Origin of the sequence: Flavobacterium sp. (assembly GCF_047602195.1) — a bacterium.
Lineage (GTDB): Bacteria > Bacteroidota > Bacteroidia > Flavobacteriales > Flavobacteriaceae > Flavobacterium.
The window spans coordinates 212,706-226,815 of the sequence record NZ_JASGHW010000003.1; the positions used below are offsets into that span (position 1 = coordinate 212,706).

Annotated in this window: 11 protein-coding genes and 1 pseudogene; 5 read left to right on the forward strand and 7 right to left on the reverse strand. The window is 48.0% G+C overall.

The window, feature by feature from the left end:
- Nucleotide 1: 1 nt before the first annotated feature.
- Nucleotides 2-1,429, reverse strand: a complete 1,428-nt coding sequence (dnaA, locus tag QM717_RS04320) for a chromosomal replication initiator protein DnaA (protein ID WP_415035209.1) — start codon at nucleotides 1,427-1,429, stop codon at nucleotides 2-4.
- A gap of 201 nt (nucleotides 1,430-1,630) precedes the next feature.
- Here dnaA and QM717_RS04325 point away from each other — a divergent pair, with 201 nt between their 5' ends.
- On the forward strand, nucleotides 1,631-2,044 hold the full coding sequence (locus QM717_RS04325; RefSeq protein WP_415035211.1) for an acyl-CoA thioesterase: 414 nt from the start codon (nucleotides 1,631-1,633) through the stop codon (nucleotides 2,042-2,044).
- A 5-nt stretch (nucleotides 2,045-2,049) separates the two neighbouring features.
- Here QM717_RS04325 and QM717_RS04330 read toward each other — a convergent pair whose 3' ends face one another.
- From QM717_RS04330 to ribD, 3 genes are read right to left on the reverse strand one after another with little or no spacing between them, the layout of a single operon-like run.
- The gene (locus QM717_RS04330; RefSeq protein ID WP_415035213.1) at nucleotides 2,050-2,661 is read right to left on the reverse strand and encodes an IMPACT family protein; all 612 of its coding nucleotides are present in this window, start codon (nucleotides 2,659-2,661) and stop codon (nucleotides 2,050-2,052) included.
- 6 nt (nucleotides 2,662-2,667) lie between these two features.
- Nucleotides 2,668-3,270 carry an HAD family hydrolase gene (locus QM717_RS04335; protein WP_415035215.1) on the reverse strand — a complete coding sequence of 201 codons (603 nt, stop codon included), beginning with the start codon at nucleotides 3,268-3,270 and terminating at the stop codon, nucleotides 2,668-2,670.
- Nucleotides 3,263-4,339: a bifunctional diaminohydroxyphosphoribosylaminopyrimidine deaminase/5-amino-6-(5-phosphoribosylamino)uracil reductase RibD gene (ribD, locus tag QM717_RS04340; protein WP_415035217.1), complete on the reverse strand. Its 1,077-nt coding sequence runs from the start codon at nucleotides 4,337-4,339 to the stop codon at nucleotides 3,263-3,265. The genes QM717_RS04335 and ribD overlap by 8 nt, the downstream gene beginning before the upstream one ends.
- A gap of 248 nt (nucleotides 4,340-4,587) precedes the next feature.
- Here ribD and prmC point away from each other — a divergent pair, with 248 nt between their 5' ends.
- Nucleotides 4,588-5,430 (forward strand): peptide chain release factor N(5)-glutamine methyltransferase, encoded by an 843-nt coding sequence (gene prmC / locus QM717_RS04345; protein WP_415035219.1) that lies wholly within the window; start codon nucleotides 4,588-4,590, stop codon nucleotides 5,428-5,430.
- On the opposite strand, the gene QM717_RS04350 is transcribed toward prmC, so the two are convergent.
- Together QM717_RS04350 and QM717_RS04355 are read right to left on the reverse strand one after the other, a co-directional pair.
- Nucleotides 5,431-5,793, reverse strand: coding sequence for a four helix bundle protein (locus QM717_RS04350; RefSeq protein WP_415035221.1), 363 nt, complete (start codon nucleotides 5,791-5,793; stop codon nucleotides 5,431-5,433).
- 85 nt (nucleotides 5,794-5,878) lie between these two features.
- Nucleotides 5,879-7,120 (reverse strand): ABC transporter permease, encoded by a 1,242-nt coding sequence (locus tag QM717_RS04355; protein WP_415035223.1) that lies wholly within the window; start codon nucleotides 7,118-7,120, stop codon nucleotides 5,879-5,881.
- Nucleotides 7,121-7,204: 84 nt separating this feature from the next.
- On the opposite strand from QM717_RS04355, the gene QM717_RS04360 reads away from it, so the two are divergent.
- The 3 genes and pseudogenes from QM717_RS04360 to hisS all read left to right on the forward strand — a co-directional run bounded on the left by QM717_RS04360 (nucleotide 7,205) and on the right by hisS (nucleotide 11,377).
- Nucleotides 7,205-8,194, forward strand: a complete 990-nt coding sequence (locus QM717_RS04360) for a hypothetical protein (RefSeq protein WP_415035225.1) — start codon at nucleotides 7,205-7,207, stop codon at nucleotides 8,192-8,194.
- Nucleotides 8,151-9,881 (forward strand): MGH1-like glycoside hydrolase domain-containing protein, encoded by a 1,731-nt coding sequence (locus QM717_RS04365; protein WP_415036003.1) that lies wholly within the window; start codon nucleotides 8,151-8,153, stop codon nucleotides 9,879-9,881. Before QM717_RS04360 ends, QM717_RS04365 begins: the two co-directional genes overlap by 44 nt.
- A gap of 124 nt (nucleotides 9,882-10,005) precedes the next feature.
- Nucleotides 10,006-11,377: pseudogene (gene hisS / locus QM717_RS04370) on the forward strand (histidine--tRNA ligase).
- Nucleotides 11,378-11,452: 75 nt separating this feature from the next.
- On the opposite strand, the gene QM717_RS04375 reads toward hisS, so the two are convergent.
- Nucleotides 11,453-14,050: a LamG-like jellyroll fold domain-containing protein gene (locus QM717_RS04375; protein WP_415035227.1), complete on the reverse strand. Its 2,598-nt coding sequence runs from the start codon at nucleotides 14,048-14,050 to the stop codon at nucleotides 11,453-11,455.
- Between the last annotated feature and the right edge of the window lie 60 nt (nucleotides 14,051-14,110).

Consider the following 14,110-nt stretch of genomic DNA (forward strand, 5'->3'; position numbering starts at 1 on the left):
GTTAAAGCGAGAGTTTCTTGTTGATGTCTTCAACGAATTTCTTGAACTGCTTGTCGGTGGCGACGAGGTTATCGACGGTCTTGCAAGCGTGCAATACCGTAGCGTGGTCGCGGTCCCCGATTTGCGAACCGATGTTGGCCAGTGAAGCCTTCGTGAATTTCTTCGCAAAGAACATCGCCAATTGTCTGGCCTGCACCACGTGGCGTTTTCTGGTTTTCGATTGCAGGGTTTCGAGGTCCAACTGGAAATAATCGGATACGATTTTCTGGATGTAATCGATCGAGATTTCGCGTTTGACATTCTTGACGAATTTCTCGACCACGTGTTTGGCGAGCTCGATCGTCACTTCTTTTTTGTTGAAAGAAGACTGCGCAATCAAGGAGATAATCGCGCCCTCGAGCTCACGAACATTCGATTTGATGTTGCGCGCGACGTATTCGATGATTTCCTCGGGCATGTCCACACCGTCGCGGTACAAGATGTTCTTGAGGATCGAGATACGCGTTTCGTAATCGGGTTGGTGCAATTCGGCAGACAATCCCCATTTGAAACGCGAGAGCAAACGTTGCTCGATGTCCTGCATGTCCACCGGCGCCTTGTCTGAAGTCAGGATGACCTGTTTGCCGTTTTGGTGCAGGTAATTGAAGATGTGGAAAAACACATCCTGTGTTCCTGATTTTCCGGAAAGGAATTGCACGTCATCGATAATCAACACATCGATCAATTGATAGAAGTGGATGAAATCGTTGCGGTTGTTTTTCTTGACCGAATCAATATACTGTTGCGTGAAAATCTCGGCTGAAATGTACAGCACGGTTTTCTCGGGATATTTGTCCTTGATTTCGACCCCAATCGCGTGCGCCAAATGTGTCTTTCCGAGACCGACGCCTCCGAAAATGAGCAATGGGTTAAACGAGGTTCCGCCCGGTTTGTTGGCTACGGCCATACCGGCAGAGCGCGCGAGTCGGTTCGAATCGCCTTCGAGGAAATTGTCGAAACTGTAATTCGCGTTGAGCTGGGATTCGATTTTGAGGTTCCGGATGCCGGGAATCACAAACGGATTCTTGAGTTCCGGACTTAGGTTTTTGAATGGAGCATCGACTTCCTGCGACTTGACAGGCGAGCGGTGCGCACTGGGCAACTGTTCGGTGAACGGTTGTTTGTTGCCGTAAGTGTTTTCCATCTTGATTTTATAGAGTAACTTTGCGTTTTTTCCGAGTTCTTTCGTAAGCGCCACTTTCAACAATTTGACGTAATGTTCTTCCAGCCATTCATAGAAAAATTTACTAGGAACTTGGATGTACAAAGCATTATCGGTGAGCTCAACAGACTTAATCGGTTCAAACCAGGTTTTGTAAGCCTGATCCTGGATATTGTCCTTTATGAATAAGAGACAATTTTCCCATACTGATTGCGCAGTTTTGCTCATAAATTGTAATAAATTAGTGTTTTTATTAAAGGTTCTCTTACAAGAAAAACAGTGGGTTTTTGCTTGTTTTTCGGGGTAACAAATATGTGAACAAAAATCGTTAAAAAAAAATAAAAATCGAGTTGATTTTTTAAAATTATTATTGTAAGACGACATTTCTTACCCTATTGCAATGTACTAAATTTCTAATTAAAAAACCATATGAAAACATCCGAAGTTCAAGTTCGCGTAAGATATTCTGAGACAGACCAAATGGGGGTCGTTTACCACGGCAATTACTTGCCGTACTTCGAAATTGGCCGTGTCGAATGGTTGCGCGAAAAGGGCGTTTCCTACAAATGGATGGAAGAAAATGGTGTCGGATTGCCGATTGCCTCGCTGACTTTGAACTACAAAAAACCGGCGCGCTATGATGAGTTATTAACAGTCAAGACGACCTTCAAAAGTCAAAGTTCTGTCAAGATCGAATTCGACTGTGAAATCGTCAATGAGCAGGGTGAATTATTGACGACGATGTACATTATGTTGGTCTTTGTCAATTTCCAAACCGGGCGTCCGATTCCACCGCCGGATTACATCAAATCGATACTCGAAAAAATAGAAAAAGAAGCGTAAAAATTTTAAGGTTTGGGTTGGATCGAAACTTCAAACATCGACTCGAAAATTTCCTGGATCATCGCCGCATTTTTTTGACGCGTCGCGATTTCGATCTCGCAGCTCATCTCCATTTTCTGGCCGATGATCTCGAGGTTCTTTTCCTTGACCACACGCATGACCTTGTTCATGTTTTTGTAGTCGAATAAAACCAGGAAATGCACATCGATGGTGCGCTCGACGATAGCGGCATTTTCCAAAGCCATTTGCGCCGCCGTACGGTAAGCCGTAATCAATCCGCCGACGCCGAGCTTGACGCCTCCGAAAAACCGGACGACCACAATCAGGATATTGGTCAGCCCAAACGATTGGATCTGTCCGTAAATGGGCATGCCGGCCGAATTCGATGGTTCGCCGTCGTCGTTGGCGCGAAAGGCAATTTTCGTCGTGCCCATCTGCCAGGCATAACAAAAATGTACCGCGCCGAAATGGCGTTTGCGCAATGTCTCGAGATGGTTCTTGATTTCATCCTCCGAAGTCACGGGAAAAGCATAGCCGAAAAACTTGCTGTTCTTCTCCTTGTATAATATCTCATCGGAAGGTTCGGAAAGGGTTTGGTAAGTATCTTCAGGTTTCAAATGCGGTTACAGTAGTTTTTTGTCGAACAAATGTACGACATCTTCCACACCTGGCTGCAAATTCCAGACTTGTAACCCGCATTCGGCCGCAGCATCGCAGTTTTCCTTCTTGTCATCGACGAACAAGGTCTTGCGCGGCGACAGATCATGCTTCCTTATAATGTAGTTGAAAATCTCGCAATCGGGTTTGCGCATGCCCATTTCATACGAATAGTAGACTTTCTCAAAGCACTGATAGAACGCGCTTGCAAACGATTCTCCCACCAATTCCTCGAACTGGCGGATGTGGATCGCGTCGGTATTGGTCAACAAAAACAAGCGGTATTTGTGTGAAAGCAATTGCAGGAACTCAAGCCGCTCGAGCGGAAATTCACCAATAATGGCATTCCATGCGTCGCGGATCGCCTCGATGTCGGCTTCGGGCAAATGCTTGCGGAAGCCATCCATGAATTGGTTTTCGGAAATCCTGCCCCTTTCAAATTCGTCGTTGAGCGCGAGCAATTCATCATTCGGGCCGTTGAGCCCGAGTTTGCGGAACTGGTCGAGCGACTTTTCCTTCTCGAGGTTTACAAATACATCACCAAAATCAAAGATAATTGTGTTAATCATACTGCCTGAATATTAAAAGTTCGTCGCTGCCGATGGTTTGTCTGTGCTGCCAATTGGCGTTGAAATCCGGGGCCGGGATGCCGTCGCCCAAAACAATCGGGCTCTTGAAAACCCGCGCCTCGTCCCACAATCCCGAATCGATGAAAGACTGTAGTGTTTGGCGTCCGCCTTCCACAATCACCGATTGCAGGTTTTGCCTGTAAAGGACATCCGCAATTTGCTGCGGAATAGCCGTGACCTCGACTGGATTCAAACCCGTAACCTTCTGGGCCGCAAAGTCAATGGCAATCCAATCGACATTGTCTTTTTTCCAATCGAAATCGTTCTCGCCAAACACGATGGTTCGTACCTGACTATCAAATATATAACTTTCTTTCGAAATCCGGTTGCTTTTGTCAATAACTAATCTGACGGGATTTGGACCACTCCAATCGCGCACGTCCAATTTCGGGTTGTCGTCAACAACAGTCTGGGTTCCCACGAGAATTGCCTGTTCTTTCGAACGCCATTTGTGCACCAATTGGCGCGCATAAATACCAGAAATCCACACCGGTTTTTGTTCATATCTTTTTTTCGGGGCAATCAATCCATCGGCACTTTCGGCCCATTTCAAGATGATATAAGGCCGTTTCCTGTTATGGAACGTAAAAAAACGTTTGTTGAGTTCGCGGCATTCTTTTTCCAAAACGCCGACGATCACATTTTTACCCGAAGCCTTGAGTTTGGCAATTCCGCTTCCGGCCACTTTTTCATTCGGGTCGACACAGCCCACGACGACATTCGGGATTTGATGGGCGATGATCAAATCGCAACAGGGAGGCGTCTTGCCGAAATGCGAACAAGGCTCGAGGCTCACATAAATCGTCGCTTCTTTCAAAAGCGATTTGTCTTTGACCGCGTTTACGGCATTGACCTCGGCATGCGGTTCGCCTGATTTTTGGTGCCAGCCTTCGCCGATGATTTTGCCGTTGTGCACGATCACGCTGCCCACCATCGGGTTCGGATAAGTCGTCCCCAGCCCATTTTGGGCCAGTTCGATGCAGCGTTGCATATACAGTTGGTGGTTCATGTGTGTAAAAATACTTCAAAATTCGCTATTCGTTGTTCGATGTTCGACATTTAAATATAATTTTGTTTAGGAGCTTTTCCGGCTTTCCACTGCAATCTTTTTAAAACTCCTTTCGTCGTTTCAAAAAGGATTTCCGTTTCAATCCGGGCTAGTGCATCTGTTCAATATTCAGTGTTCGTTGTTCGACATTTGACATTCATTTTTGAATAACGAATGATGATTAACGAACATCGAACAAAGAAGTTCAAATGAAGATTATAGATTACAGGAATTATTTCATCCAAACCCTTACGCCGCTCTACGATGCCGCCGAAGCGGAAAGTTTTTTCTATCTGATTCTCGAACACCAAACGGGAATGAAACGCATCGATTTGGCGCTCGATCGCGACCGCGAATTTTCGCAAACAGAAATCGAAACCTGGAACCCAATTCTCGAACAACTCAAACAGTTCGTCCCGATACAATATATAATAGGTACAACCGAATTCTTCGGACTCGAATTCGAGGTCAACCCCAACGTACTGATTCCACGTCCCGAAACCGAGGAACTCGTACAGTGGATTTTGTCGAACAATCCCAATGGCAATGTCAAAATACTCGACATCGGAACCGGTTCGGGTTGCATCGCCATTTCGCTCGCCAAAAATTTACCCGATGCGCAGGTGTCGGCCATCGATGTCTCCGAAGAAGCTTTGGAAACTGCAAAGCGCAACGCCCAGCGCAATGAAACAAAAGTGAATTTCATTCAAAGAAATATTTTACAGACCGAAAATCTGGAAGAAACTTTCGACATCATTGTTTCCAACCCGCCTTATGTGCGAAACCTCGAAAAAGAAGAAATCAAAAAGAACGTACTCGAGCACGAACCACACCTGGCATTATTCGTCGACGACCACGATGCGCTGTTGTTCTACCGCAAAATTGCAGATCTCGCGCTTCAAAATCTTTCGCCCAAAGGCCAACTGTACTTTGAAATCAACCAATACCTGGGCAAAGAAATGATGGATCTACTCGAGCAGAAAGGTTTCTCCCAACTCGAATTGCGGGCAGACATTTACGGAAACCACCGGATGGTTTTCGGCAGGATTTAATTATTTAAACCGTTCGGGATGGTCCATCATGTGTTGGATCATGGTTCCAATGGCGGTACAACGGTTGAGCATCGGCGCTAAAGTTTCGGCATCGATGTAGTTGCAATTGGCCGCCAGCTCGAGCCAGGTATACGTTTGGCCGTTCGCAGAATTGGCGTCGATGAGCGTGGTCTGGTAATACTTGACGAATTTTGTCCGGTGCATCGCCTCAGACAAATGCACACAGACATTCCGCGAAGAAAGCCGCATGGGTTTGGTGACGATTTCGAATTCCTCTTGCGGAAACTGTTTGGAAATCTCAAAAATGGATTGCGCCAATTTAGCGGCCGATCGGTAGGCGGGTAAATCTTGAACTTTCATCATTCGGAATAATTGCGGTAGGCTAATTTCGCAACTTGAAATGAAATCGGATTACAGATTTTCTGCCGTAAATCTTAAATTTTTATCGTCATTCATACCGCAAAGCCTCGATCGGATCCAACCTCGACGCTTTCACCGCCGGATACGAACCCGAAACAATCGCCACAATAAACGTCGTTACGAATGCAGAAATGATGGCGGTCCAAGGAGTCACAAAACTAAATTCCAGCAAGAAGGCAATGCCGAAACCGGCCGAAATTCCGAGGATGACCCCGAGCAATCCGCCCATTTGCCCAATGACGAGTGTTTCGATGAAAAATTGCATCGCAATCGTGCTGCGTTTGGCGCCCAATGCTTTGCGGACACCAATTTCGCGTGTGCGTTCGGTGACCGAAACCAGCATGATATTCATCAATGCAATCGAGGAACCGAAAATCGTGATGATACCGATGACCCAGGCCGAAATGCCGAGGTACTGCGTGATGTCGAGGATCTTGTTGATGAGGTCGTCGCTGCGCGAAATCCCGAAATTGTTTTCCTGCACCGGGCTCAACTTGCGCACGCGCCGCATCGTGCCGATGGCGTTGTCGATGGCGTAATCGAGCAATTCCTTTTTTTCGATCATCGAACTGATCGTGTAGTTGATGTTGGGTGCGGTAAACAGCGAACGCGCGACTTGGATTGGAATCAACACACGCAAATCCTGGCTGTTGCCAAAGGTCGAGCCTTTTTCCTTGAGCACGCCGATGACCTTGAAACGCGCGCCGCGGATCGAGATGATCTTGTCGATCGGGTTGACATCCTTGAGCAAATCCTTTTCAAAATCAGACCCGACGACGCAAACATAAGCGTTGTTTTGGATGTCGAAAGCGGTGAAATTTCGGCCCTGTGTCGTTTCTGAACCCGAATTCAACAAAAAATATTCATCGACGCCCATGACGGTGATTTGCGGATCGGTTTTTTTCGATTCAAACTTGGCCTCGGCCTTGGTGGTGGCAGTAAATGACAAGGAAGTATGCGTAAACGGGTAACGGAATTTTTCCTTGAAAGCCACGGCTTCGGGCCACGAAATAATCGGGTTGATTTTCTTCTTGCGGTTGCCGCCGTGCATGCGTTCGGAAATGTCGTATTGCTCGATCCGGAAGGTATTCGAGCCCATCGAGGCAAAATCGCTCGAAATCGTGTGCTCGAGCGCCGCCACGACCGTCAGGATGCAAACCAATGCCGTGATGCCGATGGCGATGATCAAAACCGTGAGAATGGTACGCAGCAACTGGGTCTTGATCGAACCCATCGCAATCCGGATATTCTCTTTGAACAATTTAAACATGGCTGGTTTTTGTTCTGCTAAAGTAAGCAAAACTGCCGCAATTTTGCATAAAAAGCGGTATTATTGTAGCTTAATTCTATTCCAATGAAAGGTTTCTTTTTTCAAGCGGCGTTGCTGTTTTTGGTTTTCGCTTCCGCGGCTATTGTGCAAGGACAAAATGGCGCAATCATCCACCAAACCAGCGATTACACTATTTTTTCGGATGGCGTCAAGCAAGGGGCATTCTCGGCCAAAGCAGTTTCGTCCACTGAATTGGTGTCGAATTACCAAAGCCCCAAAAACGAATCGGTTTCTTCGCTGGTCGAGTTCAAATTCAGCATCAACCAGAAAGACAATGAAATGAAACCGGGCCTCAACCATTGGTTCAACCTTTCCGGAAAAACAGAAACGCCGCTGATTCAATTCGGCCAGCCGTTAACAATGACCGATAAAAATGAAACTTCGATTCCATCGGATACGCCGCTTAAAGTGCGGTTAGACCTGCGTCCCGTTTTGGCCGAAATTAAATCCAAAGGCTATTTCACGACCTTCAACGGCGACCGGATTTTCAAGGCCGATTTCAAACACGTCTACATTGCCGGGGCCACCGCACCGTTGACTTGGGATTTCGACAATTTGCACCAGAAGCCCGAACTCGAAATGAAAGACCCGGATGGCGATGGCATTTATGAAACGAAATTGGTATTCAATTCCAAAAAGGACCAAAAGACCACCGACGGGAACTGGAAAATGACCCGAAACACCACGGCTTTTCCACAGTACCAATCAGACCACGTTTTGGCCGATGCGATCTACAACCTTTCGCTCGAAAGAAATGATCAACGCCGTAGAACCCGACGGCACTTTCCGTACCGGGAAAGAATGGGCGGGCGTGTGGACACGCGACATCAGTTACAGCATCATCTTGTCGATGGCTTACTTGCAACCGCAGGTGGCGATGAACAGTTTGATGCGCAAGGTCAACGAAAACAAGCGAATCATCCAGGATACGGGAACCGGCGGCGCTTATCCGTGTTCAACCGACCGTGCGATTTGGGCCACGGCAGCCTGGGAAGTTTACAAGGCGACGGGTGACCAAAAGTGGCTCGAAAGTACTTATGAAATTATCAAAAATTCGGTCGACGACGATTACTGGATGGCATTTGATGATGAAACCAACCTCATGCGCGGCGAGTCGTCTTTCCTAGATTGGCGCGAGCAAACCTATCCCAAATGGATGCAGCCGGCCGATATCTTCGAATCGCAAAACCTGGGGACCAATGCCGTGCATTACCAAGCCAATATGGTTTTGTCTAAAATGGCGCGTGCCTTGGGACACGAAGCCATCGCAGCCAAACACGAGCGCACCGCCGAATCGATCAAGAAAGGCATCAACGACCATTTGTGGATTACCGACAAAGGCTATTACGGCCAATATTTGTACGGCAGGAATTACAAAATGCTGTCGCCGCGTGCCGAGGCATTGGGCGAGGCACTGTGTATTCTATTCGGTATAGCTGATGCAGAAAAAGCGGCTTCGATTGTTGCCCAATCACCACAGTTGGCGTATGGGATTCCGTGTATCTATCCGCAGATTCCGGGCCTGCCGCCGTACCACAACGACGCAGTCTGGCCGTTCGTGCAATCCTATTGGGCACTGGCTTCGGCCAAGGCGGGCAATGAGGCTTCGGCGATGGAATCGATTGCGGCGATTTACAGACCGGCGGCTTTGTTTTTGACCAACAAGGAAAATTTTGTCGCGGGCAATGGCGATTTTGCGGGTACGGTCATCAATTCGAGCAATATGTTGTGGAGCCTTTCCGGGAATATCGCACTCGTGCACAAATTGCTTTTCGGGATCGAGTTGCAGGCGGACCGTTTGGTTTTCCATCCGTTTGTACCCAAACCATTGGCGGGCCAACGCAGACTAAACAATTTCAAATACCGCAACGCCATTTTAGACATCAGCCTGTCGGGTTACGGAAACCAGATCAAGAAGTTCACGGTCGATGGCAAAAAGGCCCAAACCGAAATCTTGGCCAGCTTAACCGGGAAGCACAAGATAGACATCGTTTTGAACAATGATTTGAAACCTTCTTCGATCAACAAAACGGAGAATTATTTTTCGCTCCCGACGCCTTTGGTCACTTTGGAAAACAATAAAATTTCCTGGGCCAGTATTCCCAATGCGGTCGCGTATGCGGTCATCCAAAATGGAAAAATCGTTGCCCGAATAACGGCCAATGCATACGACATTGCCATGGGAAATTACGCCGAATACCAAGTCGTTGCCATCGATAAAAGCAACATGGCTTCTTTCGCGAGCGAACCCATTGCGGTTTTCAAACCCGAATCGGCCCACATTTACGAAGCCGAAGATTTTGCTCCCAAAGCGAATTATGATTACAAAGGTTTTTCAGGAACTGGGTTTGTCGAAACCGCCAAATCGTCCAAAGGCCAATCCGAACCAATGCGTTTTACGATTGACGTCGCCCAAAGCGGGACTTATGCGATCGATTTCCGTTACGCCAACGGAAACGGCCCGACGAACACCGAGAATAAATGTGCCATCCGCGATTTGAGTTTGGGCAATTCAAATTTGGGAACATTTGTTTTTCCACAACGCGGGGTGCAGGAGTGGAGCAATTGGGGTTTTTCGAACAGTGTGAAAGTTCATTTGCCCGAAGGGAAGCAAGCGCTCCAGCTCGATTGGCAGGAAAATATGAACGGTGCCATCAATCAGGCGATGATCGATTATTTACGCATCATCAAATTGGATTGATTCGCGCTTTCAACTTCGCCCAAAAAACAAGATATTTGCACATTATTTCAGATTTTAGATTTCAGATTTCAGATTGAAACCAATCGAAAATCTGAAATCTGAAATCATAAATCTAAAATTACACATGGCCCAGAAACCCAGTACCGCAAGAGGCACGAGAGACTTTTCGCCCACAGAAGTTGCAAAAAGGCAATTCATTATCGACATCATGAAAGGTAATTTCGAGAAATTCGGATTTCTTCCCATCGAAACGCCGTCATTTGAAAATTCGGAAACCTTGATGGGAAAATATGGAGAAGAAGGCGACCGGTTGATTTTTAAGATATTGAACAGCGGTGATTTTTTGGACAAGGCAGATGAAAAGCACCTGGTCAATCGCGACAGTTTAAAATTGGCCGCGCAGATTTCAGAAAAGGCGTTGCGTTACGACCTGACCGTTCCGTTTGCCCGGTATGTGGTACAGCATCAAAATGAGATCGAATTTCCGTTCAAACGCTACCAGATCCAACCGGTTTGGCGAGCCGACCGTCCCGCGAAAGGCCGATTCAGGGAATTCTACCAATGCGATGCCGATGCCATCGGTTCCCAAAGCCTGTGGCAGGAAGTCGAATTGGTGCAATTGTACGATTCAACCTTTAGCCAGCTCGGACTCAAAGGCACAACGATCAAGATCAACAACCGCAAGATATTATCGGGAATCGCTGAAGTCATCGGCGCTTCGGATAAACTGATCGATTTTACCGTGGCACTCGACAAGCTCGACAAAATCGGCGAAGACGGTGTCAAGAAAGAAATGATCGAAAAAGGCATTTCGGCCGAAGCGATTGAAAAAGTACAGCCATTGTTCAACTTCACCGGAACGATTTCGGAAAAAATAGAAAAATTGTCGCTATTGCTTTCAGCTTCGGAAGAAGGCAAAAAAGGCATCAGGGAACTGCGTTTCATTTGTGACCATGTGCAGACCTTGGGACTCAAGGATTCGAATCTCGACCTTGATGTGACCTTGGCGCGCGGGCTCAACTATTACACCGGTGCGATTTTCGAAGTCGCGGCCCCGGCAACAGTGTCCATGGGCTCGATTGGCGGCGGCGGACGATACGACGACCTGACCGGAATTTTCGGACGCCCGAATTTGAGCGGCGTCGGGATTTCGTTTGGCCTGGACCGGATTTACCTCGTGCTCGAAAGAACTCAGCTTGTTTCCCGAAACGGTCACTTCTAGCTCGAAAGCGCTATTTGTGAACTATGGCGAGAAAGAAGCCTTGTATGCGATGAAAGCCATCGGCCAATTGCGAGACAAAGGCATCAAGGTCGAACTGTATCCGGACAACGTCAAGCTCGGCAAACAGTTCATGCACGCCGAGAAACGCGGCATCCGCTATGCGGTCATCGCCGGCGAAACAGAGATGGCAGCGGCACAATTTGGACTGAAGGATTTGGTTTCCGGCGAGCAGACTTCAGTGAATTTAGCAGAATTAATAGACAGATTAGCATAGTAGGGCTGGTTTGGTTCGATAAAAAAAGGCTTCTCTTCGCGGAGAAGCCTTTACTTTTTCTTGGGGAAAAAAGGGTTACTTGATGATAATCTTTTTGGAGATATCGCCATGGGTGGTCAGCGCTTTCACCACATAGGTTCCGGTACTGATAGGAGGTACAAGGATTTGCATCTTGGATTGGTCTTTTGCATGAACGTCCCACAGCGCCAACGATTGGCCGAGCATGTCGAAGATCTGTACCGATTGTACATTGACCTCGGGTTTGCCGTTTTCGATCGTAAGCATGTTGTCATTGGTCGCAAAAGTCAATGCAATGTCGTGGGTCGGTGCGGTAAAAGTCCCGGTGCCGAGCGGTGCGCCCGTAAAGCGAAGCGAGAAACGTTCGGTATAGGTGCCTTGCGGCAGGTAAATCTGGAACGGTGCCCAACGCAGGTTGTGGTATTGGTTGGTGACGTTGTCGTAAATATAGATTGGTTGGTCTTCGTCGAAGTTTTGTACATCGTCCAGGATAAATTCGACATTGCCCACGCCCAGGGTTTTCACACCGAGTCTGTAAATGTTGTTCGCGTTGAAATAACCTTCTCCTTCGATGATCAGTTTGTAGTTGAGGTTCATCAGGTACAAGTCGTTGGGCTGCGTATCGATGTTGTGTGCGTCGTAACCCATGTCCATGCCGCTGGTCGCAAATTCGTTCATGAAACCCAACAAGACTTGTCGGTGGAATGAACCGGCGTTGAATCCCAATCGGATGCGCGCAAAATTGTCGTCTTCTACCGGGTCATTGCTGTTGTCGTATTGTTCGGAGATCGGGTCGGTGCCATTCTTGAACAGCACGTTCGAATGCGTGGCATCTTCTTTCATGAAAGCCCTTTGGTCGTTGTTGAACGTCAGGCTTCCGCCGACGGTGTTGGCATTGACAAAGAATGCCTGTCCAACGGGAATGAAACGGCCCGGAATTTTTTTACTCGCCGCGGTCATACTCGTTCCGACGGGCGATACCGGCGCAGTTCCGCCAACGAGGTTCCGCACGGCATAACCGCCTTGATAATCGGCCAGGTTGTGCGAATTGTTCGTGCTGAAATGTTCCCAGAAATACAAACTTCCATTGATCACCGAATTGTTGGCCATGATGAACGCATTGGCATCGAGTGCCGATGGATACGGATTGCCCGATAAATTCAGGTTCCCAGCCGCGATGGGCGAGGTAATCGTTCCGTTATTGGGTTTGCCGACGAAAGCGAAATTCTGTTTCGGAGTCGATGCGCCGCATCCCTTGAGGGTAAACCCTTGGGCTGGGAGCAGGGTTCCGTTGGGACCTACCGCTGTCCAGTTGGCATAAATCGGGGTCGTATTCTGGAATTTGAAGATCCAGAAACCGCTCAGCGTAATCGGTGAAGTCGGTGCCCCGTTGAGGTCGTTGGTCCAGTTGATGTTGAGCAGGTTGTCGGGATTGGTGGCGTCGCGCAAAATGCTGTTGACGCTGTAACTGTTGTTGTTCGAACTGGTGTTGGTATTGCCCACAGGCGAGCACCAATAATTGTAATTGTACAGGTTGGACTGGCCCTGTTGGTCCCTTTCGATATAGCCGGCACTTGTAGGGTCAAGTTCGCTATCGATCGTCTGGACCAACTGGGATTTGCCCTTGAGGTCGAGTTTTCCGTCGAGTTTGAGGTACCACGTATTCTCGAGTTTGTTGTCGTTGGTGAGGTTCACCGATACCTCCGGGTCGATGATCATCCCGAGGTTGATCTGGTTCGAAGGAATATTGATGTTGTGGTGCACCTGGATGATCGACCAGTTGTAGGTCGATAGGTCGCGGCCGTTGACAAAGTTATTCTGTCCCACGACTGCATCGATGCGGCCTGCTGCCGAAGTTTCGAATGGCATCGGCGCCATTTGTGTTTCGAAGACCGGCGCATTGTACAATTGGGCCTGGGCCGTTGATGCGCGGTTGAACAATTTGTCGTCGGCCGAAACATCCATGCGGAAGTAGGCCAGTAGCGAACTCCAGTTGGTTCCTTCGATATCACGTGGTACGACTTCCCCACGGATCCGGGTGCCGTTGGGCTTGATTTCCTGGTAGACCATTTTCTGGATCATGGCATCGGTGAGCGCGGTATTGAAGACACGCACTTCGTCCATCGCACCTTTAAAATAATCGGTATTGGACAATGGATTTTTGCCCATCGTAAATTTGGCCGCGCTCGCAGATAAGGCGCCCGTTAAGACATTGGGCGCAGCGGCCGCTTCCTGTCGCCCGTTGACGTAGAGCTTGAGTTTCTCGGTTGCTGATTGGTTGTAGACCACACAGATGTGGTACCAACGGTCTGCCGATAAGGCTTGGTCAAAAGCAATGCTATGGTTCTTTGCGGTGGCCACCAATGTTTTGCCGTTTGCATCGGCTACGATCTTGAGGTTGAAATTGTCCTGGCCCATGATGAAACTGGTGGCGGTCAGGTCGGCGTTGATCCGAATCCAACCCATGAGTGTGGCTTGGCTGAGTCCGCCGAGCATTTGTGGCACATCGGCATATTGGTTCAGGCCATTCAAAACCAAACTTTGTTTTGCGTTGGGATTTTCAATCTCCAGCGGCGGCTTGTTTGCGGCAGAAACAGAAACTGTAATCCACAGCATGGCAATAGTGAAAAGTAGATTTTGGGTAAAGGTCTTCATAACTGATTCAGTTTATGCAGACTGAGTTTTCTCAATCCTTTTGTTTGACGATTCAAAAGT

What these genes read in the sequence shown, in the direction of transcription:
- QM717_RS04360 (WP_415035225.1), top strand. Translation starts at nt 7,205, where the DNA reads ATGAAAGGTTTCTTTTTTCAAGCGGCGTTGCTGTTTTTGGTTTTCGCT.
- prmC (WP_415035219.1), top strand. Translation starts at nt 4,588, where the DNA reads ATGAAGATTATAGATTACAGGAATTATTTCATCCAAACCCTTACGCCG.
- QM717_RS04350 (WP_415035221.1), bottom strand. Translation starts at nt 5,793, where the DNA reads ATGATGAAAGTTCAAGATTTACCCGCCTACCGATCGGCCGCTAAATTG.
- QM717_RS04355 (WP_415035223.1), bottom strand. Translation starts at nt 7,120, where the DNA reads ATGTTTAAATTGTTCAAAGAGAATATCCGGATTGCGATGGGTTCGATC.
- QM717_RS04325 (WP_415035211.1), top strand. Translation starts at nt 1,631, where the DNA reads ATGAAAACATCCGAAGTTCAAGTTCGCGTAAGATATTCTGAGACAGAC.
- QM717_RS04375 (WP_415035227.1), bottom strand. Translation starts at nt 14,050, where the DNA reads ATGAAGACCTTTACCCAAAATCTACTTTTCACTATTGCCATGCTGTGG.
- QM717_RS04335 (WP_415035215.1), bottom strand. Translation starts at nt 3,270, where the DNA reads ATGATTAACACAATTATCTTTGATTTTGGTGATGTATTTGTAAACCTC.
- dnaA (WP_415035209.1), bottom strand. Translation starts at nt 1,429, where the DNA reads ATGAGCAAAACTGCGCAATCAGTATGGGAAAATTGTCTCTTATTCATA.
- ribD (WP_415035217.1), bottom strand. Translation starts at nt 4,339, where the DNA reads ATGAACCACCAACTGTATATGCAACGCTGCATCGAACTGGCCCAAAAT.